The organism is Terrirhizobium terrae, from assembly GCF_030323265.1.
Lineage (GTDB): Bacteria > Pseudomonadota > Alphaproteobacteria > Rhizobiales > Rhizobiaceae > Neorhizobium.
In genome coordinates, this window is sequence record NZ_CP104992.1 from 1,000,247 (window position 1) to 1,022,345 (window position 22,099).

Below are 22,099 nucleotides of genomic sequence, written 5' to 3' on the forward strand. Positions count from 1 at the left end.
GGAGTGACAGGCGCGCCGGTTCTCCCGACGCGCCGTCTCAAGCTTGTAATTAAGCGGCTTCGGCCAGCTTCTTGGCCTTTTCGATCGCTTCTTCGATCGAGCCGACCATGTAGAAGGCAGCTTCCGGCAGGTGGTCGTACTCGCCGTTGACCAGGCCCTTGAAGCCCTTGATCGTGTCTTCGAGAGCAACCAGCTTGCCCGGCGAACCGGTGAAGACTTCGGCAACGAAGAACGGCTGCGACAGGAAGCGCTCGATCTTGCGGGCGCGGGTAACCGTCATCTTGTCCTCTTCGGACAGTTCGTCCATGCCGAGGATGGCGATGATGTCCTGCAGCGACTTGTAGCGCTGAAGCGTCGTCTGGACCTTACGGGCAACTTCGTAATGCTCTTCGCCGACGACCATCGGGTCGAGCATGCGCGAGGTGGAGTCGAGCGGGTCGACGGCCGGGTAGATACCCTTTTCAGCGATCGAGCGCGACAGAACCGTCGTTGCGTCCAAGTGGGCGAACGAGGTTGCCGGTGCCGGGTCGGTCAAGTCGTCGGCGGGAACGTAGATGGCCTGAACCGAGGTGATCGAGCCCTTGGTCGTGGTGGTGATGCGTTCCTGCATCTGGCCCATGTCGGTAGCGAGCGTCGGCTGATAACCAACGGCGGAAGGAATACGGCCGAGCAGAGCCGACACTTCCGAACCTGCCTGGGTGAAGCGGAAGATGTTGTCGACGAAGAACAGAACGTCCTGGCCCTTGTCGCGGAAGTCTTCAGCGATGGTCAGACCCGTCAGAGCGACGCGAGCGCGGGCGCCCGGCGGTTCGTTCATCTGGCCGTAAACGAGCGCAGCCTTGGAGCCCTCGCCGCCGCCATGCTTGTTGACGTTCGATTCGATCATTTCGTGGTAAAGGTCGTTGCCTTCACGGGTACGCTCACCAACGCCGGCGAATACGGAGTAACCGCCGTGTGCCTTAGCAACGTTGTTGATCAGTTCCATGATGAGAACGGTCTTGCCAACGCCGGCGCCGCCGAACAGGCCGATCTTGCCGCCCTTCGCGTAAGGTGCGAGCAGGTCGACGACCTTGATGCCGGTGACGAGGATCTGGCCTTCCGTTGACTGCTCGACATAGGCCGGAGCGTCCTGGTGGATGGCGCGCAGGTTGGTGCGGTCAAGCGGACCAGCTTCGTCGACCGGCTCGCCGATGACGTTCATGATGCGGCCGAGCGTCTGCTCGCCGACCGGAACCGAGATCGGAGCGCCCGTATCGGTAACGCTCTGGCCACGGACGAGACCTTCGGTCGAGTCCATGGCGATTGTGCGGACCTGGTTTTCACCGAGGTGCTGTGCGACTTCGAGAACGAGGCGGTTGCCGTTGTTCTCGGTTTCAAGCGCGTTAAGGATAGCCGGCAGTTTGCCGTCAAACGCGACGTCGACGACAGCGCCGATAACCTGGGTCACTTTGCCGAGGGACGAGCCCGTTGCGGTAGCCATGATTCTTACCCTCTTTCTTTACCTCAGAGCGCTTCCGCGCCCGAAATGATTTCGATGAGTTCCTTCGTGATCTGCGCCTGACGCTGGCGGTTGTAGGAAAGCGTCAGTTTGTTGATCATGTCGCCGGCATTGCGCGTTGCGTTGTCCATTGCGGACATCTGCGCGCCGTAGAAGGAAGCGTTGTTTTCGAGCAGCGCCCGGAAGATCTGCACTGCGATGTTCTTCGGCAGCAGGTCCTCGAGGATTTCCTCTTCGCTCGGCTCGTATTCGTAGAGCGCTGCCGAACCGGTTGCCGGTTCGTTTGCGTCCTTCGTTTCGAACTTTGCAGGAATGATCTGCTGTGCGGTCGGGACCTGCGAGATCACCGACTGGAAGCGCGAGAAGAACAGCGTGGCGACGTCGAATTCGCCGGCGTTGAACATCTCAAGCACCTTGTGCGCGACTTCGTCCGCCTGGACGAAACCAAGCTGCTTCACTTCGCGGAAGGTGATGTAGTGGACGATATTGTCCTTGAACGAGCGGCGCAGAACGTCGTTGCCCTTGCGGCCGACGGTCAGGATCTTGACCGTCTTGCCCTGGGCAAGAAGCTTCTGGGCGTGATCGCGGGCCAGACGGATGATCGAGGAGTTGAAGCCCCCGCCAGACCGCGCTCGCCGGTGGCGACGACCAGGAGGTGAACCTGGTCCTTGCCGGTGCCCGAAAGCAGGATTGGCGCATCCGCATTGCCGGCATTGGCAGCTGCGAGGCTGCCCAATACCTTGTCCATCCGCTCTGCGTAAGGACGGGCGGCCTCGGCCGCTTCCTGCGCGCGACGCAGCTTCGCCGCGGCGACCATTTTCATCGCCTTGGTGATCTTCTGCGTCGCCTTGACGGAGGCGATCCGGTTTTTCAGATCCTTAAGTGAAGGCATCCGTTATCGGTCCTTGAGCTAGATCCGTACTTTTAAGCGAAAGACTTTGCGAAGGCGTCGAGAGCCGACTTCAGCTTTGCCTTCGTGTCGTCCGAGATCTGCTTTTCAGCGCGGATCGTCTCCAGAACTGCCTTGCCTTCCGAACGGAGGTAGGAAAGCAGGCCCTGTTCGAACTTGCCGACTTCGGAAACCGCGATCTTGTCGAGGTAGCCGTTGACGCCGGCGAAGATCACCGCAACCTGCTCTTCCGTCTTCAGCGGCGAGAACTGCGGCTGCTTCAGGAGTTCGGTCAGGCGCGCACCGCGGTTGAGCAGGCGCTGCGTGGAGGCGTCGAGGTCGGAACCGAACTGCGCGAACGCAGCCATTTCACGATACTGGGCAAGCTCGCCCTTGATCGAGCCGGCGACCTGCTTCATCGCCTTGATCTGCGCGGCGGAACCGACGCGGGAAACCGACAGACCGACGTTAACGGCCGGACGGATGCCCTGGTAGAACAGGTCGGTTTCGAGGAAGATCTGGCCGTCGGTGATCGAGATCACGTTGGTCGGAATGAAGGCCGAAACGTCGTTACCCTGGGTTTCGATGACCGGCAGAGCCGTCAGCGAACCGGCGCCGCGCTCGTCGGAGAGCTTTGCAGCGCGCTCGAGGAGACGCGAGTGGAGATAGAAAACGTCGCCCGGGTAAGCTTCGCGGCCCGGAGGACGACGCAGCAGCAGGGACATCTGACGGTAGGCGACGGCCTGCTTGGAAAGGTCGTCATATGCGATCAGCGCGTGCTGACCGTTGTCGCGGAAGTATTCGCCCATGGCGCAACCGGCGAACGGTGCGAGATACTGCATCGGAGCCGGGTCGGAAGCCGTTGCGGCAACGACGATCGAATACTGCAGTGCGCCGCGCTCTTCCAGAACCTTGACGAACTGGGCAACGGTCGAGCGCTTCTGGCCGATAGCAACGTATACGCAGAAAAGCTTGTCGCCTTCCGGACCGTTGTCGTGGATCGACTTCTGGTTCAGGAACGCGTCGAGAATGATGGCGGTCTTGCCGGTCTGGCGGTCGCCGATGACGAGCTCGCGCTGGCCGCGGCCAACCGGGATGAGGGCGTCGATGGCCTTGAGGCCGGTCGACATCGGCTCATGAACCGACTTGCGCGGAATGATGCCCGGAGCCTTTACGTCGACGCGCGAACGGCGGGTCGAGTTGATCGGGCCCTTGCCGTCGATCGGGTTGCCGAGCGCGTCAACGACGCGGCCGAGCAGCTCCGGACCAACCGGAACGTCGACGATGGCGCCGGTCCGCTTGACGGTGTCGCCTTCCTTGATGTCACGGTCGGAGCCGAAGATAACCACGCCGACATTGTCGGATTCGAGGTTGAGCGCCATACCGCGGATGCCGCCCGGGAACTCGACCATTTCGCCCGCCTGGACGTTGTCGAGACCGTAAACGCGAGCGATGCCGTCGCCGACGGAAAGAACCTGGCCGACTTCAGAAACTTCAGCTTCCTGGCCGAAATTCTTGATCTGGTCCTTGAGAATTGCGGAAATTTCCGCTGCACGGATATCCATCAGCCGACCTCTTTCAATGCAAGCTTAAGGGTGGAAAGTTTGGTGCGAAGGAGGTATCGATCTGACGCGAGCCGACCTTGACGATCAGGCCGCCGAGGATCGACGGATCGACCGTGACCGCAATGGTCACGTCCTTGCCGGTAACGCCCTTCAGCGCCGACTTGAGTTCTTTTTCCTGCGTTGCAGTCAACGCATGGGCCGAGGTGACCTCGGCGGCAACTTCACCGCGGTGTTCTGCGGCGATTTCGCGATAGGCGCGGATCATGCCCGGGAAGGCAAACAGGCGGCGATTGCCGGCCACGACCTTGATGAAGTTCAGAACAGTACCGGAGATACCGGCCTTTTCGGCAACGGCGCTCGCAGCCTTCTGCTGGTCTTCGGCAGAGAAGACCGGGCTTGCAACCAGACGCCGCAGATCTTCACTCTCGTCCAGAAGCGCCTGGAAGCGATCGAGATCGGCGCCGACACTGTCGATGGAACCAGATTCCAAAGCCAATTCAAACAGCGACGAAGCATAGCGCTCCGCAACACCGGAAATAAGCGGGGACGTGTCAGCCACGGGCACAGTTTCCCTGAATTGCCATTCAAGCGCCCAACCTGAAACTCATGTTCAAGCAAGGTCTTGAAAATAATTGAATTTCCTCGGAACCTGCGAAGCCTCCAGCCCACCCTTTCCGACGTTCGGGGTCCGTCTAGCATAGGATGTAGGGACTCGCAACACGCCTCGACATCGAAAACGCCCGTCCTTCAAGGGGATGCGCAGTTTTTTCAGGCGCGACTGAAGGAATCCAGGCCGTCGATGCACGACTGCGTCAATAAGGCCCGTCAGATATACCCGAACACATAGGCGAGCGGGCCAGCAGCAAGCACAACTTCAAGTAGGAAAAACAGCATATTTCGTGAGGTGAAGCCACGGTCGGCGAAGAAGGAGACGAGCCGTCCCGCCGCACCCAGCGCCAGCACCACGCCGGTCGCCATGTAGAACCAATCCTGGGCCAGCAGGATGGGCAGGACACCGAGACCGATATAGCGCGCGCCCGCCGCCCGCACCGAACCATAGCCTTCCGGCCGGACTTCGCCGATCTGAAACGCGGAAAGCCGCAGGACCGGACCCGGGCAGAGAAGCACCAGCAGGCCGAGCACGGCCGTGATGGCGCAGGCGATGAAGGCCACCTGCTCGTTCATTTCTGTCGGAAAGTAGAATTCCATGCGTCGTCCCTCTTCGATCCAACTTCTGCGAATCGTCCCGATTCTAGCCAACAGGGTAAACAAGTAGCAAAGATGAGTGCTTATGCGATCCGCTAAAGGAAGCTTTGGGGATCGACATCGAGCTGGACCTGGATCGTCCCGCGAGCTTTCGGGCCATTGCCGATCATGGACCTGAGGAAGGCCTGCATGTCGGAATTGCGCCGTCCGTGCACGAGAAGGCGGAAACGGTAGCGCCCGCGCACCAGCGCGATCGGCGCTTCCGCCGGCCCGAGGATCGCAATGCCGGAAACATGCGGCGCTGCCGCGCGAAGACCGCGGGCATGGTTTTCCGCATCCGCCCGCGTATCCGCCGACACGATCAGCGAGGCGAGCCGGCCGAAGGGCGGCAGCAGCGCCTTTTCCCGCTCGGAAATCTCGCGCTCGTAGAAGGCGGTGGAATCGCCCGAGACGATCGCCTGCATGACCGGATGCTGCGGCTGAAACGTCTGGATCAGGCCGTGGCTCTTCAAGCCGGTTCGCCCGGCGCGACCGGTCACCTGGCTCAAGAGCTGAAACGTACGCTCCGCCGCGCGCGGGTCACCGTTGGACAGGCCCAGATCAGCATCGACGATGCCGACCAGCGTCATCAGCGGGAAGTTATGGCCCTTGGCAACAAGCTGGGTGCCGATGACGATATCGACATCACCCTTGGCAATGGCTTCGAGCTCCAGCCGCATCCGCTTCACGCCGCCGAGAATGTCGGAGGACATAACGATCGTGCGCGCATCAGGAAAATGCTTTTCCACCTCTTCGGCGATGCGCTCGACGCCGGGACCGCAGGCGACGAGATGATCGAGCGTTCCGCATTCCGGGCAGGCTTCCGGCGTATGCTGATGATAGCCGCATTGATGGCATTGGATCTGGCTCTTGAACCGGTGCTCGACCAGCCAGCTCGAACATTGCGGGCACTGAAACCGGTGGCCGCAGACGCGGCAGAGCGTCAGTGGCGCATAGCCTCGACGGTTGAGGAACAGCAGCGCCTGCTCCTTCTTCTCTATCGTCCGCGCAATCGCCCTGACCAGAACCGGCGACAAGAAACCACCACGCTCAGGCGGATGGCGCCGCATGTCGACGAGATGCAGGTCCGGAAGCGCTGCATCGCCAAATCGTGTGGGCAACTGCACGAGATTGTAGCGGCCCGACAGTCCGTTGACCTGGCTTTCGACCGATGGCGTCGCCGAAACCAGCACGACCGGGAAATCTCCGATCCGCGCCCTGACCACCGCCATGTCGCGCGCATTATAGAAGACGCGATCCTCCTGCTTGTAGGCGGGATCGTGCTCTTCATCGACGATGATGAGACCAAGCTCCTCGAAGGGCAGGAACAGCGCAGAACGCGCACCGGCCACCACCCTCACCTCGCCGGTCACCACGCCGCGCCACACCTTTTCGCGCATACGCGGCGAAAGATCGGAATGCCATTCGGCGGGCTTGGCGCCGAAACGCTGCTCGAAACGCTCGAGGAAGGCCGGCGTCAGCGCGATTTCAGGCAGCAGGATCATCACCTGCTTGCCGCGCCTCAGCGTCTCGGCGATCGCCTCGAAATAGACTTCCGTCTTGCCCGAGCCGGTGACGCCGTCGATCAGCGATGCGGCGAACCCACCTTGGCGAATGGAGGCAACGATCTCCTGCGCCGCATCCTTCTGCGGTCCTTCGATGCGCGGCGCGGTATAGTCGGGATCCGGCTTCGCCACGACCGGTGGCGGGGGCAGGAAGATCGTGTCGAACATGCCCTGCTTGATCAGTCCGTCGATGACGCTGAGCGAAACGCCCGCCGCATGGGCAAGCCCGCTGCGCGTCCACGGCGCATCCTGCTCGCGCGCCATGTCGAGCACGCGGGTTCTCGCCGGTGTCAGCCGATCCGGCTCGCCGCCGAGATAGCGCAATCCCTCGACCATCGGTTCGGGATCGAGCGCCGCGGGTGCCCTGATCGCCATGCGGGCGACGAGGCCCGGCGGCGAGAGCGTATAGGCCGATACCCAGTCGACGAAATCGCGCATGTCCTTGGACAGAGGCGGGCAGTCGAAGACCAGCGTGATGGGGCGCAGCTTCTTCGGATCGAGCCGCTCGTCGTTCTCGCCTTCCCAGACGACGCCGATCAGCTGCCGCGGCCCGACCGGCACCTGCACGACCGAACCGGGCTCGACATGCACGCCTTCCGGCACGGCGTAGCTATAGGCAACCGGCACCGGCACGGGCACCAGAACCGGCACGACGCGCACGGGTGCCCGCGACGGCGCAAGCGCGTCGCCGAACAGCGAACCCATCATGTCGCCAGTCACGTCAGGAGAATCTTTGGCCATGCGGCGCGACCATGCATCGGAAGAGAACAAAAGTGAACCCCTCCTCCCAAGCACTCCTTATTCCTGTGTTCGTCACAGGAATCCAGCCGACACGCGCCTGCGCGGCGAGAAGGCTCTTTTCAGCCCAAGGACTTGGGTCGGCTGGATCCCTGTGACACTCCGTGGACGAAGCCCTAGGGGCACAGGGAAGAGGAGAAACGCCCAGCCATCATCGGCTCACTCGTCCTCATCATCCTCGTCCATCATCCCGGTCAGCCGCATGCCCTCGATCCATGTCGCCCCATCCTTGCGGATCACCCGCTTGGCACGCACACCGCAGCGCCCCTGAACGGCGGCGGCCAGTTGTTCCGAATGAGTGACGATCCAGATCTGGCTTGCCTGCGCCGCCGCGGCGATCATGTCGGCCAGCGGCTCCAGCATGTCGGGATGCAGGCTCGCTTCCGGCTCGTTGAGCGCAATCAGCGGCGGCTGGCGATAGGACATCAGCGCCGCCGCCAGCCCTAAGAAACGGATTTGCCCGTCCGACAATTCGCGCGGCGTGAAGACGCGTAACGGCAGGTGCGGAAAGACAAGACCGAATTCAGCATATTCGCCGGGCTCAGGCACATGCAGCCTGGGCCCGTCGAAGGCGGTTCCAATCGCCCGGTTGAGCTCGATCGTGTTACCGCGGATATGCTCCAGCGTCGCGAACACGGCCGCAACATTGGCACCGTCCTCGTCCAGCAGTGGCGCCGTCACCGCCAGGCACGGCTGCCGCATCGGCGCGTCGCGATCGGTCCGAAAACCGTGAAAGAACCGCCAACTTTCCACCATCCGACGGAAGGCGCCGATTTCCGGATATTCCTGCATCCGGTTGTCCGCCCCGCGCACCATGATGCCGGGGCCGGCTCGCTTCATCATCGTCACCGGTCGCGAGCCGGTCTCGATCGAAAGCTCCTCTTCCTTGATCTGCGGTTCGAAGGCGAAGCCCGCCGCAGCCTTGGGCGGTCTCAACCCCGCTTCGACGCGGTATCGGAAGGTAATGGCGCGTTCATCGTCCAGCACCTCGACGTTGAGTTTGATGCGGAAATTCTTCTCGTTGCGCCGATGGCCGGACCAGAGCGCCGAGGCCATGCCGCCTTCCGCTGCGATCTCCTGCGCCAGCGTGCCGCGCACCGCCGCCTGGATCAGCTGCAGCGCGCGGTAGAGATTGGATTTGCCGACGCCGTTCTCGCCGATGAACAAGTTGACGCCGGCGAGATCCATGCCGATCGACTTCAGGGATCGGTAGTTCCGGGCAGACATGGAACGAAGCAGCATGCCTATTTCTATCCCATCCGGCAGGTTGAGGAAGTGCTATCAGGCGAAATCGAGAATATGCGTGTAGGTGTCACGGACGAAGGGGCGAAAGCCCATCGCTTGCCAAAACAGGGCGGCGCGCGCATCGCCGGCATGCACCGTGACCGTCGGTGCGTAACCTCGTGCATGGGCCAGAAGTCGGCTGGCCAGCAATCGCGCGATACCGCGCCCTCGGAAATCCGGCAAAACATAGAAGCGCCGCATACGCAGCCAATCGGAGCGAGAAAGCTCGATGGTCATGCCGCCGATCGCGATTATTGATGGCCCGTCGAAGGCGCCAAGCAACATCTCACCAGACTTGTTGAAACGGTTACTGCCGCTCTCCCATTCTTCGACAAGACGGCTGATATGTGAATAACCATCACGCTCGGCAGCTTCGGCTAAAGGAGCAACATCCGATGCCAACCGCTCCCCGAGAATTCTGATCGCTATGGCCATGGCCGTAAGGGTTCCCGATCACGCCGCCGAGACGACCTCGGCCTTTGCAAGCCCTGCAAACCGGGCATCGCCGTCAGCGGCCAGTTCGATCACGGTATGATGCTCCAGCGCCTTCGTCACCTCTGCCGGATCGCCTTCCAGCTGGTCCGGCTCTATCATCTGCCCGACAGTGAAATCGAAGCGGTTGCCCTTCTTGTTGAGCAGTTCGTAGAACACCGTCATGTCGCGCAGCTCGGTCGACCATTTGGCGAACCAGTAGAACAGGCCTGAATTGCGGGCTGTGATATGGATCGGCAGGATCGGCAGATTATATTTGCGCGCAAGGCTGACCGCCGAGGTTTTCCACGGCCGCTCGTTGAGCTGACCATTCGCCCAATAGGCGATACGGCCGGACGGGAACAGCACCATCACCTTGCCCTCCTCGACCGCCTTGTTGGTCAGCACCAGCGTTTCGCGGGTCTTGAGCTTGCTCTTGTATTCGTCGCGCCATTCGACGGGAATGATCATCTCGGCGAAGCGCGGATTGACGCGGACGGCGTCGCGATTGGCAAACACCATCAGGTCCGGCCGGGTCGCCTTCAACAGATCGAACACGGCGACGCCGTCGGCAATGCCGGTCGGGTGGTTGCTGACCAGGATGAAACCGCCGCTCTCGGGTATGCGCTCGGCGTTCTTCGCCTTGATCTCCAGCTTCAGGAGATCGCTCATATATTCGAAACACTGAAAACCGCTCTTCGGCGCCACGTCGTCGGCGAATTCGATCGCCTTGCCGTAGCGCAGCAGCGTGTAGAGGAAGGGCCGCATGATCGGCCAGAACGGGCTGCCGACGATGCGCTTGCCGCGTTCCCCGATCAGTGTGTCGACGATATGGCCGGGCCGACCTCTGGAATTGAGCGATATGGTCTCCGCGAATTGACCGAGGGTCGTCGAACTATCACGGCGGGCCATACGTACTCCTTGGGCAGGACGGCTTTGTGGCAGCCCTGTATGATAAAACTTTGGCAGACTACGGCTGACTTAGGATTTTCGTAACGCTGCCGATAGCAATCTGGTGCGGCTTTCCACGAAAATCAACGGGCCCAATAGGCAACACCCTTGAACGAACTGCTGATCATTGCCGCACCCGACCTTACCGCCAAGCGCCAGGAGTGGTTGTCGAGCCTTGAGAGCGAACGCCGGCTGTCGCCCAATACGCTCGATGCCTATGAGCGCGACACAAGGCAGTTTCTAACCTTCCTGACCGGCCATCTCGCCGGCCCGCCGAAACTTTCCGACATCCACACGCTGCGGCCGGCCGACCTTCGCGCCTTCCTGGCGCAGCGTCGCCGCGACGGATCAGGCGCCCGCTCGCTCGGCCGCCATCTGGCCGGTCTGCGTTCCTTCCTCAAATATCTGGAACGCCAGGGCCTGATAAATGCCGCCGCAGCCGGTGCGGTGCGTGCGCCGAAACAGCCAAAATCGCTGCCGAAGCCGCTGACCGACCGGCAGGCAACCAACCTGACGATCCGTGAGACGCAATTGCACGACGAGCCCTGGATCGCCGCCCGCGATGCCGCGGTCCTGGCGCTTCTCTATGGCTGCGGCCTGCGTATCTCTGAAGCACTCGACCTGAAACCGGACGAGATCGAACCCGGCACGACGACGCTGCGCATCAGGGGCAAGGGCGGCAAGACACGCATCGTGCCGGTTCTTCCCGCGGTTTCCGAAGCGGTCACCCGCTACCGAGACATCTGCCCCTTCCACCTGACCGAAGACCAGCCGCTGTTTCGCGGTGCCCGCGGCGGGCCGCTGCAGCCGGCCATCATCCAGCGGCAAATGCAAAAACTGCGCGGCGCCTTCGGCCTGCCGGATACGGCAACGCCCCACGCACTGCGCCATTCCTTCGCTACCCACTTGCTTGCCGGCGGCGGCGACCTGCGCACCATCCAGGAACTGCTCGGCCATGCCAGCCTTTCGACCACTCAGGTCTATACCGGCGTCGACACGTCCCGCCTCCTGGAAGTCTACGACCGCGCCCATCCTAGAGCGTGATACCTGGCCTAACAGCGACCTGAACCATTCGTTAACCAAGCCCGTTAAGGCCGTGTCGAACCTGGATTGATACATTCGGCGCGACAATTGCGGATCGATGACATGAACGAGACTTTCTTCTACGGCCCCCGTTTCGAGCGCCTGCAAGGCTTCGTCCTGTGGCTGCTTGCGGCCATCCACGTGGCCGTGCTCGCGTCTTTGATCGTGATCCTCGGATCCCTTCCGGCCCATGCTCAGGAAGCCGACCCGGCCTGCCACGGCACGAGCCTCGTCGACGAGATGAAAGCGAAGGAACCCGCCGCCTACCAGCAGATCTTGGCCGAAGGCGACAAGGTGCCGAACGGAAAGGGCATCTTCTGGAAGATCGAGAAGCCGGGTGTCGCCACCTCATGGCTGCTCGGCACCATGCATGTCACCGACCCGCGCGTCCTGAAAATGCCGGCCGGCGCCGATACCGCCCTCCAGGATGCAAAGACGATCATCGTCGAATCCGCCGAAGTTCTGGACGAGCAGAAGGCGATGGCCAGCGTTCTTGCAAAGCCGGAACTCACCATGTTCACCGATGGCACTTCCATCGAGAAGCTTCTGAGCAAGGATGATCTGGCGCTTCTGGAAAGCGGATTGAAGCAGCGGGGCATTCCGCTATCCGCCGTCTCTCGCATGAAACCCTGGATGCTGATGGCCTTCGTATCGCTTCCCGCCTGCGAGATGGCGCGCAAGGCAAAGGCGGAAGCATTCCTCGACAAGAAGATCGCCATGGATGCGGCCGCCGCCGGCAAGTCGGTCAAGGGGCTGGAAACCTACGCCGAACAACTCGGCGCCATGGCGTCGATCCCAACCGACATTCACCTCAAGTCGCTGGTCGAGACCATCAAGCTCGGCTCGAAGATGGACGACGTCTTCGAAACCATGACCGATCTTTATCTGAGCGGCGACATGGGCCTCACCATCCCACTCCTGAAACAGGTCGCCCCCGATGGCAGCGATGACGCAGGCTATGCCGAATTCGAGGAACTGATCGTCACCAAGCGCAACCACCTGATGGCGGAACGCGCAGCTCCGATTCTGTCGGAAGGCAATGTCTTCATGGCCGTCGGCGCCCTGCACCTGCCGGGCGAGGAAGGCCTTGTCGAGCTTCTGCGCAAACAGGGCTTCACGGTCACGCCCGCAATCTGACGACCTCTCGGTTATACAACCTACCCCTTGGCGAACGAGCCCATGGCTCCATATGCCCGCACATGCGGCTGAGCTAACATAGCCAGGCCGTTGGCGTGACGCGTAAGCGCAAGGGGCATCCATGGCAGATCCGACAGAGACATCAACCTCCCGCAAAATCGGTCTTACGGAGGGCGTCAACCGACCTGTGTTCCTCTGGTCTGCCGGTATAACTCTTCTCTTCGTCCTGGCCGGCGTCCTCGCACCGGAGGCCTCCGCCGCGACTTTTGCGGCAGTCCAGGGCTGGATTGTTTCGGAGCTCGGCTGGATCTATCTTCTCGCCGTTGCGATCTTTCTCATGCTGATGCTCTTTCTCGGCGTGTCGAGCTACGGCAGCATCAAGCTCGGGCCGAACCATTCGGAGCCGGATTTCAGCTATCCGGCCTGGTTCTCCATGCTGTTTGCCGCCGGCATGGGCATCGGCCTCGTCTTCTTCGGCGTCGCAGAGCCGGTCAATCACTTCACCAAGCCGCCGGTCGGCGATCCCGCCTCGATCCAGGCTGCCCGCACGGCGATGGAAATCAGCTATTTCCACTGGGGCCTGCATGCCTGGGCCGTGTATGGGCTGATCGGTCTGTCGCTCGCCTATTTCTCCTATCGTCATGGCCTGCCGCTGACCATGCGCTCGGCGCTCTATCCGATCATCGGAGAACGTATCTACGGCCCCATCGGCAATGCGGTCGACATATTCGCGATCATCGGCACTATCTTCGGTGTTGCGACGTCTCTTGGCCTCGGCGTGCTCCAGATCAACGCCGGGCTCGCCCATGTGGCGGGCGTACCGATCAGCTTCAGCGTGCAACTGGTGCTGATCGTCGTCATTGTCGCCATTGCAACGATCTCGGTTGCGACCGGTCTCGAGAAAGGCGTCAAGTTCCTGTCGAACCTGAACATGATCATGGCTGCCGCGCTGATGATCTTCGTTCTGGTGATGGGTCCGACAACCTTCCTGCTGCGCGCCTTCGTCCAGAATCTCGGCACCTATCTCGACAACTTCGTTCTGCGCACCTTCTATATGTATGCCTATGCGCCGAACGAAGAACCCGGCCAGTGGCTCGGCGACTGGACCTTGTTCTACTGGGGCTGGTGGATCGCCTGGTCGCCCTTCGTCGGCATGTTCATCGCCCGCATATCGCGCGGCCGCACCATCCGTCAGTTTGTTATGGGCGTGCTGCTGGTACCGACCGGCTTCAGCTTCGCCTGGATGACGGTCTTCGGTGATACCGCACTCGCCATGCATATGACGGGAGCAACCACTGCCGTGTCTGACGCCGTGGCCAAGGATGTCACGCTCGCACTCTTCGTCTTCCTCGAACAGTTTCCACTCGGAATGTATGTGTCGTGGCTGGCGATCCTGCTGATCGTCTGCTTCTTTGTCACCAGCGCCGACTCCTCTGCCCTGGTCATCGACACGCTCGCCTCCGGTGGGCGCGACGATGGTCCGGCCATGCGCCGGGTGTTCTGGGCCATCGTATCGGGTCTGATCGGCACGATCCTGCTGTCATCCGGGGGCTGGATGCGCTGCAGACTGCCTCTATTGCCGGCGCCCTGCCCTTCGCCTTCGTCATGCTGCTGATGTGCTGGGGCCTGATCCAGGGTCTGCGCCGCGAGGGGCTGCGGCAGAATGCGCTGGTGCAGAGCCTGAGGCCGCGCCAATCGGTCAGCTGGCAGCGACAGTTGCACGGCATCATCAGCTATCCGCGCAAATCAGAAGTGACGAAATTCCTCTCCGAGGTCGCTGCACCCGCCCTGACGGATGTGGCTGCGGAACTGCGCAATCGTTCGCTCGAAGCCGAGGTTCAGCAGGATGACAGCCGCCTGAAGCTGATCGTCACTCCCGGGGGTGAGGAGCAGTTCTCCTACGGCATTCGCATCCGCCCCTACGACATGCCGAGCTACAGCTTCATCGAAAGCCAGAGCAACCGCCAGCGCGCCGACAAATATTACCGCGCCGAGGTATTCCTCTCCGACGGCGGGCAGGATTACGACGTGATGGGCCTGACGCGCGAGGAACTGATCCAGGACGTGCTGGCCCAGTACGACCGGCATTTCCAGTATCTTCATGCCGTCAGGGCGTGAGAGGGCGGTTCATCACTCCAGCGTCATGATCGGGCTTGTCCCGATCATCTGCCCCTCGAAGGATGTGCAATGCGGCTGGATCCTCGGGACAAGCCCGAGGATGACGGTTCATCCGCAAAATAAAAAAACCGGCCTGTCTCCAGGCCGGTTTTTTTGCCAATTCGAGAATGCGTCTGCCGATTACATATGGATCGGCTTGGCGAAGGTCGCGAGCGCGGCTTCCTTGACGGCTTCCGACATGGTCGGATGCGCGTGGCAGGTGCGGCCGAGATCTTCCGACGAACCGGAGAATTCCATCAGCACGGTGATCTCGTGGATCATCTCGCCGGCGCCGAAGCCGACGATATGGCCGCCGAGAACGCGGTCGGTTTCCTTGTCGGCCAGGATCTTGACGAAACCGTCGGTCGCCAGCATGGCGCGGGCGCGGCCGTTCGCCGTGAACGGGAACTTGCCGATCTTGTAGGCGATGCCGGCCGCCTTCAGCTCTTCCTCGGTCTTGCCGACGGAGGCGACTTCCGGCTGGGTGTAGACGACGCTCGGGATGACGTCGTAGTTCACATGGCCGTGCTGACCGGCGAGGATTTCGGCGAGCGCGACGCCTTCGTCTTCCGCCTTGTGGGCGAGCATCGGGCCCTTCACCACGTCGCCGATCGCATAGATGCCGGCGACATTGGTCTTGAAGCCATGGTCGATTTCGACGCGGCCGCGGCTGTCGAGCGCGACGCCCGCACCCTCCAGGCCGAGGCCTTCGGTATAGGGCTTGCGGCCCGTGGAGATCAGCACGACATCGGCTTCGACGGTAACCGCATCGCCGCCCTTGACCGGCTCATAGGTCACCTTGGCACCGGTCGCGGTCTTTTCGACTGCGGTCACCTTGGCTTCAGTGCGGATATCCATGCCCTGCTTGGCGAGCATACGCTGGAACTGCTTCGAAACGTCGGCATCCATCGCGCCGAGCAGCTTGTCGAGATATTCGATGACGGTGACCTTGGCGCCGAGGCGCATCCAGACCGAGCCGAGCTCGAGGCCGATGACGCCGCCGCCGACGACGATCAGGTTCTGCGGAACCTTGTCGAGCGCGATCCCGCCCGTCGACGAAATGATGACCTTCTCGTCGATCTCGACGTTGACGCCTGGAATGCCGGCAACGTCGGAGCCGGTGGCGATGACGATGTTCTTCGTCTCGATTTCCTGCACCTTGCCGTCTTCGCCGGTGACCGAAACCTTGCCCGCAGCAACGATCTTGCCGGTGCCGATAAAGCCGTCGATCTTGTTCTTCTTGAACAGGAAGGCGACGCCGTCGGTGTTCGACTTCACCGTCGCATCCTTGTGCGCCATCATCTTTTCGAGATTGAGTTTCGGCGCGGAAACCTCGACGCCGAGCTGGTCGACGCCATGAGCCACATGGTGGAACATTTCCGACGCGTGCAGCAGCGCCTTGGACGGAATGCAGCCGATGTTGAGGCAGGTGCCGCCATAGGTGGCGCGCTTCTCGACGACCGCGACCTTCAGGCCGAGCTGTGCTGCTTTGATCGCGCAGACATAACCGCCGGGGCCGGAACCGATGACGACGACATCATAAGACATTTCAAAATCCTTTTTCCGAAGCGCCGCTCGTGGCTCAAGCCAGCAAGGCGGACATCATGATCAGAAGACCGACAACGCTCAGCGCCCAGACAAGGGTGCGGATATAGGCAATGCCGGCGAGATAGATTGGAACATAGGCGATGCGGGAAATCAGCCAGACCCAGGCGCCGCCGATGCCGAGACCGGTCGGATCACCGATGAAGGCGAGGCCCAGCAGCAGGCCGATAAAGGCCGGATAGGTTTCCTGGTAGTTCTTCGAGGCACGCGCCGCGCGTCCCGCACGGATACTCGTTGGCTGCTGCCCCTCATCCCTTGGCCCGGCATTCCATGAGCGGCCGAGTTCCTTCGTCGCAAAAGAAGCCTGCAGGAGAATGTGGAAGAGAAGCAGAATGACACTGAGAGAAAGCAGCACCACCAGATGCGTTGCGTTCGCGGAATCCGGTTCCATGCTGCTCTCCTTAAACTCAGTATCTACGGCTTAGAGATCGAGAACCAGGCGTTCCGGATCTTCCAGGCTTTCCTTGACGCGGACGAGGAAGGTGACCGCCTCCTTGCCGTCGACGATGCGGTGATCGTAGGAGAGCGCGAGATACATCATCGGACGGATGACGATCTGGCCGCCGACGACGACCGGGCGCTCCTGGATCTTGTGCATGCCGAGAATGCCCGACTGCGGCGCGTTGAGGATCGGCGAGGACATCAGCGAACCGTAGACGCCGCCATTGGTGATCGTGAACGTGCCGCCCTGCATGTCGGCCATGCCGAGCGAACCGTCGCGCGCTGCCTTGGCGAGGCGGCCGAGTTCCTTTTCGACGCCGGCGATCGAGCGCTGGTCGGCGTCACGGATGACCGGAACGACGAGGCCCTTGTCGGTGCCGACCGCCATGCCGACGTGGCAGTAGTTCTTGTAGATGATGTCGGTGCCGTCGATCTCGGCGTTGACGGCCGGCAGTTCCTTCAGGGCGTGAGTGACGGCCTTGGTGAAGAAGCCCATGAAGCCGAGCTTCACGCCATGCTTCTTCTCGAACACGTCCTTGTAGCGGTTGCGCAGGTCCATCACGGCCGACATGTCCACCTCGTTATAGGTGGTCAGCATGGCGGCGGTGTTCTGCGCATCCTTGAGGCGCTTGGCGATCGTCTGGCGCAGGCGCGTCATCTTCACGCGCTCTTCACGGGAAGCGTCGTCAGCCGAGGAAACCGGACGCGGAGCAGCCGGTGCGGCGGCGGGCGCTGCCGGAGCCGACGGCCCCTTGGCGATCGCGGCCAGCACGTCGCCCTTCAGAACCTGGCCACGCTTGCCCGAACCGTCGATATCGGCGGTCGAGACATTGTTGTCGGCAGCAACCTTGGCCGCAGCCGGAGCGGCCGGCATGGACGAACCGCCAGCCGGAGCAGCAGCAGGTGCCGGAGCAGCAGCGGCGGCAGCAGGAGCCGGAGCGGCTTCGGCAGGCTTTGCGGCCGGAGCCGAAGGAGCTGCACCAGCGCCGCCTTCGGCGATCTGGCCGAGCAGCGCGTCGAGACCGACGGTCTCGCCGTTCTGGGCGACGATCTCGGTCAGGACGCCGGAGGCCGGAGCCGGGACTTCGACTGTAACCTTGTCGGTTTCGAGTTCGACCAGCGGCTCATCGGCCTTGACCGTGTCGCCGACCTTCTTGAACCAGGTGCCGACGGTTGCCTCGCTGACGGATCTCGCCGAGGGTTGGGACGCGGATTTCGGTGGCCATGATCTATTTTCCGTGTTTCTCAGATTGCGTTCTGGGCAAATTAGGGGAGACGGCTGAAAAATCAGCCGCCGAGTGCGTCTTCGAGGAAGGCTTCGAGCTGAGCCAGGTGCTTCGACATCAGGCCGGTTGCCGGAGAAGCGGCAGCCGGGCGGCCCGTGTAGCGGACGCGCTGATACTTGGCATCGATATGCGCCAGAACCCATTCCAGGTACGGGTCGATGAACGACCATGCACCCATGTTCTTCGGCTCTTCCTGGCACCAGACCATTTCAGCGTTCTTGAAGCGCGACAGCTCATTGATCAGAGCCTTGGCCGGGAACGGATAGAGCTGTTCGATGCGCAGCAGGTAGATGTCGTCGATGCCGCGCTTCTCGCGCTCTTCCAGAAGGTCGTAATAAACCTTGCCGGTGCAGATCACGACGCGACGGATTTTTGCATCCTTCTGGAGCTTGATCGGACCGTCCTTGATGACTTCCGCATCGTCCCACAGCAGGCGGTGGAACGAGCTTTCGCCCGCCATTTCCGCCAGGGTCGAGGTTGCGCGCTTGTGGCGCAGCAGGGACTTCGGCGTCATCAGGATCAGCGGCTTGCGGAAGTCGCGCTTCACCTGACGGCGCAGGATGTGGAAATAGTTGGACGGCGTCGTGCAGTTTGCGACCTGCATGTTGTCTTCGGCGCACATCTGCAGCCAGCGCTCCAGGCGGGCGGAAGAGTGTTCCGGACCCTGGCCTTCATAACCGTGCGGCAGAAGGCAGACGAGACCGGACATGCGCAGCCACTTGCGTTCGCCGGACGAGATGAACTGGTCGAATACGACCTGCGCACCGTTGGCGAAGTCGCCGAACTGGGCTTCCCAGAGCGTCAGCGCGTTCGGACGAGCGAGCGAGTAACCGTATTCGAAACCGAGAACAGCCTCTTCCGACAGCATAGAGTTGATGACTTCATACTTGCCCTGGCCGGCCTGCAGATTGGCGAGCGGAATATAGCGCTCTTCCGTCTCCTGATCGTAGAGAACCGAGTGACGTTGCGAGAACGTGCCGCGTTCGCAATCCTGGCCGGACAGGCGGATCTTCGTGCCTTCGACGGCGAGCGAACCGAAAGCAAGCGCTTCCGCCATAGCCCAGTCGATGCCTTCGCCGCTCTCGATCATCTGCGCACGGTTTTCCATGAAGCGCTTGATCGTGCGGTGAACGTTGAAGCCTTCCGGAATGGTCGCCAGCTTGCGGCCGATTTCCTTGAGGTTCTTCATCGGCATCGCCGTCTTGCCGCGGCGCTGCTCGTCGGCATTGTCGGCCGAGCGCAGGCCCGACCACTGGCCGTCCAGCCAATCAGCCTTGTTCGGCTTGTAGCTTTGGCCGGCTTCGAACTCGGCTTCCAGATGGGCGCGCCAGTCGGCCTTCATCTTGTCGAATTCGGCTTCGGTCAGTACGCCTTCGCCGATCAGGCGTTCGGCATAGAGCTCGGCCACGGCCTTGTGGGCGCGGATGACCTTGTACATTTTCGGCTGGGTGAACGAAGGCTCGTCGCCTTCGTTATGGCCGAACCGGCGATAGCAGAACATGTCGAGCACGACCGGCTTGTGGAACTTCATCCGGTATTCGGTGGCGATCTTGGCGGCATAGGTGACCGCTTCCGGATCGTCGCCGTTGACGTGGAAGATCGGTGCCTCGATCATCTTGGCGACGTCTGACGGGTACGGAGACGAGCGCGAAAAACCCGGATTGGTGGTGAAGCCGATCTGGTTGTTGATGATGACATGCATCGTGCCGGCAACGCGGTGACCACGCAGACCCGACAGACCGAGGATTTCAGCAACGACACCCTGGCCGGCAAAGGCCGCATCGCCGTGCAGCAGCAACGGCAGAACCTTGGCGCGCTCGGAGAGCGGGATGATGTTGTCCTTGTCCCAGGCCTTGGTCAGCATGTCCTGCTTGGCGCGGGCCTTGCCCATGACGACCGGATTGACGATTTCCAGGTGCGACGGGTTGGCCGTCAGCGACAGGTGAACCTTGTTGCCGTCGAACTCACGGTCGGAAGACGCACCGAGGTGGTACTTCACGTCGCCCGAACCTTCGACTTCGTCAGGCTTGTAGGAACCGCCCTTGAATTCGTGGAACACGGCGCGATGCGGCTTGTGCATGACGTTGGTCAGGACGTTCAGACGGCCACGGTGGGCCATGCCGACGATGACTTCCTCAAGACCCAGCTGTCCGCCGCGCTTGATGATCTGTTCGAGCGCCGGGATCAGCGCTTCGCCGCCGTCGAGGCCGAAGCGCTTCGTGCCCTTGAACTTGACGTCGAGGAACTGTTCGTAGCCTTCGCCTTCGATCAGCTTAGACAGGATCGCCTTCTTGCCTTCCGGCGTAAAGGCAACGCCCTTGTCCGGACCTTCGATGCGTTCCTGGATCCAGCCCTTTTCCTCGGGGCTGGACATGTGCATGAATTCGACGCCGATAGTCGAGCAATAGGTGCGCTCGAGGATATCGATCATTTCGCGCACGGTCGCGTATTCGAGACCGAGCACGTTGTCGATGAAGATCTTGCGGTCGTAATCCGCCTCTTCGAAGCCGTAGGACTTCGGCGACAATTCGTTATAGTCCTCGACCGGGCTGGCGATACCGAGCGGGTCGAGCTTGGCATGCAGGTGGCCGCGCATGCGATAGGCGCGGATCATCATGATGGCGCGCACCGAATCGCGGGTCGCCTGATGCACGTCGCCTTCGTTGACCGGCGCGCCCTTTGCTGCGGCGGCAGCTTCGGCTTTTCCTTGACCTTGGTCTCGATCGCCTTTTCGACGAGCGGCCAGTTGCCGTCCAGAGCGGAAACCAGATCGCCATTGGCAGCAATCGGCCAGTTCGTCCGCTTCCAGGATGCGCCCTGGGCCGCCTTCTTCACATCGTCGGGATTATCGGCGAGCGCCTTGAAGAAGGACTGCCATTCCTCCGACACGGAGTTCGGATCCGCTTCATAGCTGGCATAGAGTTGTTCGATATAGACGGCGTTCGCACCGTCCAGGAACGAAGTGATAAGAAACTGCTCGTTGGCTTCTTGCCGGGACATGGCCTATTGCGGGCGCCGCGCCCGCCTCCTCACGTGGTCGGAACCGAAAACCTCGCCGGCTCCGCATTCTCTTGGTGTCTTCTGATTTCAACCGCCGCAGCGGCACCGCCCTAATTGGCAGCTGGCCCGCCCGCGAATTCTCGCCGCTCGCGGGCTTGAACCTTGAGGTCCATCGCCACCTGTCTATCGGCGGCGGTGGACCATTATGTGGCGTCAGCCCTTGAGGACTTCAACCAGCGTCTTGCCGAGACGGGCCGGAGAAGGAGACACCTTGATGCCTGCCGCTTCCATCGCAGCGATCTTGGATTCCGCGTCGCCCTTGCCGCCGGAAACGACAGCACCGGCGTGGCCCATGGTACGACCCTTCGGAGCGGTACGGCCGGCAATGAAGCCTGCCATCGGCTTCTTGCGGCCCTTCTTGGCTTCGTCGATCAGGAACTGGGCTGCATCCTCTTCAGCCGAACCACCGATTTCGCCGATCATGATGATCGACTGGGTGGCGTCGTCCGCGAGGAACATTTCCAGCATGTCGATGAACTCGGTGCCCTTGACCGGGTCGCCACCGATGCCGACAGCCGTCGTCTGGCCGAGACCTTCGTTGGAGGTCTGGAACACGGCTTCATAGGTCAGCGTGCCGGAGCGCGACACGATACCGACCGAACCCTTGCGGAAGATAGAGCCCGGCATGATGCCGATCTTGCATTCTTCCGGCGTCAGGACGCCCGGGCAGTTCGGGCCCAAGAGGCGCGATTTCGACTTGTCGAGCTTGGCCTTGACCCGCACCATGTCCATGACCGGGATGCCCTCGGTGATGCAGGTGATGAACGGGACTTCGGCTTCGATCGCTTCGATGATCGCGTCGGCAGCGCCTGCCGGCGGAACGTAGATCACGGTCGCGTCAGCGCCGGTGCGTTCCTTGGCTTCGGCAACCGAAGCGAAGATCGGCAGTGCCGTGCCATCGACGCCCGACGACCAGGTTTCGCCACCCTTCTTCGGGTGGATACCGCCGACCATCTTGGTGCCGTAATAGGCAAGTGCCTGTTCGGTGTGGAACGTGCCGGTCTTGCCGGTCAGGCCCTGAACCAGGATCTTGGTGTCTTTATTGACGAGAATAGACATGTATC

Annotated in this window: 14 protein-coding genes and 5 pseudogenes; 4 read left to right on the forward strand and 15 right to left on the reverse strand. The window is 61.7% G+C overall.

The features are described 5' to 3' along the window. Positions 1-49 precede the first annotated feature (49 nt). The 9 genes and pseudogenes from atpD to N7E02_RS12955 all read right to left on the reverse strand — a co-directional run bounded on the left by atpD (position 50) and on the right by N7E02_RS12955 (position 10,227). The gene (atpD, locus tag N7E02_RS12915) at positions 50-1,480 is read right to left on the reverse strand and encodes a F0F1 ATP synthase subunit beta (RefSeq protein ID WP_286582351.1); all 1,431 of its coding nucleotides are present in this window, start codon (positions 1,478-1,480) and stop codon (positions 50-52) included. A 23-nt stretch (positions 1,481-1,503) separates the two neighbouring features. Continuing rightward, positions 1,504-2,390, reverse strand: a pseudogene (locus tag N7E02_RS12920) (F0F1 ATP synthase subunit gamma). A 32-nt stretch (positions 2,391-2,422) separates the two neighbouring features. Beyond that, positions 2,423-3,952 carry a F0F1 ATP synthase subunit alpha gene (gene atpA / locus N7E02_RS12925; RefSeq protein ID WP_286582352.1) on the reverse strand — a complete coding sequence of 510 codons (1,530 nt, stop codon included), beginning with the start codon at positions 3,950-3,952 and terminating at the stop codon, positions 2,423-2,425. After that, positions 3,952-4,517, reverse strand: a pseudogene (locus N7E02_RS12930) (F0F1 ATP synthase subunit delta). Before N7E02_RS12930 ends, atpA begins: the two are co-directional and overlap by 1 nt. A gap of 260 nt (positions 4,518-4,777) precedes the next feature. Then, a complete protein-coding gene (locus N7E02_RS12935; RefSeq protein ID WP_286582353.1) occupies positions 4,778-5,161 on the reverse strand; it encodes an AGROH133_08824 family phage infection protein in 384 nt (127 codons plus the stop codon). A gap of 92 nt (positions 5,162-5,253) precedes the next feature. Continuing rightward, positions 5,254-7,470, reverse strand: coding sequence for a primosomal protein N' (locus N7E02_RS12940; RefSeq protein WP_286583802.1), 2,217 nt, complete (start codon positions 7,468-7,470; stop codon positions 5,254-5,256). A gap of 249 nt (positions 7,471-7,719) precedes the next feature. After that, positions 7,720-8,802 (reverse strand): AAA family ATPase, encoded by a 1,083-nt coding sequence (locus N7E02_RS12945; RefSeq protein WP_286582354.1) that lies wholly within the window; start codon positions 8,800-8,802, stop codon positions 7,720-7,722. 39 nt (positions 8,803-8,841) lie between these two features. Continuing rightward, positions 8,842-9,279: a GNAT family N-acetyltransferase gene (locus N7E02_RS12950; RefSeq protein ID WP_286582356.1), complete on the reverse strand. Its 438-nt coding sequence runs from the start codon at positions 9,277-9,279 to the stop codon at positions 8,842-8,844. Between the two features lie 18 nt (positions 9,280-9,297). Beyond that, a complete protein-coding gene (locus N7E02_RS12955; protein WP_286582358.1) occupies positions 9,298-10,227 on the reverse strand; it encodes a lysophospholipid acyltransferase family protein in 930 nt (309 codons plus the stop codon). 147 nt (positions 10,228-10,374) lie between these two features. Between N7E02_RS12955 and N7E02_RS12960 the strand changes: the two genes are divergently transcribed. From N7E02_RS12960 to N7E02_RS29690, 4 genes and pseudogenes are all read left to right on the forward strand, one after another. Continuing rightward, on the forward strand, positions 10,375-11,310 hold the full coding sequence (locus tag N7E02_RS12960) for a tyrosine recombinase XerC (protein ID WP_286582360.1): 936 nt from the start codon (positions 10,375-10,377) through the stop codon (positions 11,308-11,310). Between the two features lie 102 nt (positions 11,311-11,412). Further along, positions 11,413-12,486: a TraB/GumN family protein gene (locus N7E02_RS12965; protein WP_286582361.1), complete on the forward strand. Its 1,074-nt coding sequence runs from the start codon at positions 11,413-11,415 to the stop codon at positions 12,484-12,486. Between the two features lie 121 nt (positions 12,487-12,607). Next, positions 12,608-14,076 (forward strand): annotated as a pseudogene (locus tag N7E02_RS12970) (BCCT family transporter); the annotation flags it as partial. Positions 14,077-14,091: 15 nt separating this feature from the next. Next, the gene (locus N7E02_RS29690; RefSeq protein ID WP_353622937.1) at positions 14,092-14,604 is read left to right on the forward strand and encodes a hypothetical protein; all 513 of its coding nucleotides are present in this window, start codon (positions 14,092-14,094) and stop codon (positions 14,602-14,604) included. 180 nt (positions 14,605-14,784) lie between these two features. Here N7E02_RS29690 and lpdA read toward each other — a convergent pair whose 3' ends face one another. From lpdA to sucD, 6 genes and pseudogenes are all read right to left on the reverse strand, one after another. Further along, positions 14,785-16,191 (reverse strand): dihydrolipoyl dehydrogenase, encoded by a 1,407-nt coding sequence (gene lpdA, locus N7E02_RS12975; protein WP_286582362.1) that lies wholly within the window; start codon positions 16,189-16,191, stop codon positions 14,785-14,787. A gap of 34 nt (positions 16,192-16,225) precedes the next feature. Next, the gene (locus N7E02_RS12980) at positions 16,226-16,639 is read right to left on the reverse strand and encodes an MAPEG family protein (protein ID WP_286582363.1); all 414 of its coding nucleotides are present in this window, start codon (positions 16,637-16,639) and stop codon (positions 16,226-16,228) included. 30 nt (positions 16,640-16,669) lie between these two features. After that, positions 16,670-17,915, reverse strand: a pseudogene (gene odhB, locus N7E02_RS12985) (2-oxoglutarate dehydrogenase complex dihydrolipoyllysine-residue succinyltransferase). Between the two features lie 61 nt (positions 17,916-17,976). Further along, positions 17,977-20,787: a 2-oxoglutarate dehydrogenase E1 component gene (locus N7E02_RS12990; protein WP_353622912.1), complete on the reverse strand. Its 2,811-nt coding sequence runs from the start codon at positions 20,785-20,787 to the stop codon at positions 17,977-17,979. Positions 20,788-20,876: 89 nt separating this feature from the next. After that, positions 20,877-20,975, reverse strand: a pseudogene (locus N7E02_RS12995) (2-oxoglutarate dehydrogenase E1 subunit family protein); the annotation flags it as partial. Between the two features lie 213 nt (positions 20,976-21,188). Next, complete coding sequence (gene sucD / locus N7E02_RS13000; RefSeq protein ID WP_148148159.1) at positions 21,189-22,094, reverse strand: succinate--CoA ligase subunit alpha; 906 nt, start codon at positions 22,092-22,094, stop codon at positions 21,189-21,191. Between the last annotated feature and the right edge of the window lie 5 nt (positions 22,095-22,099).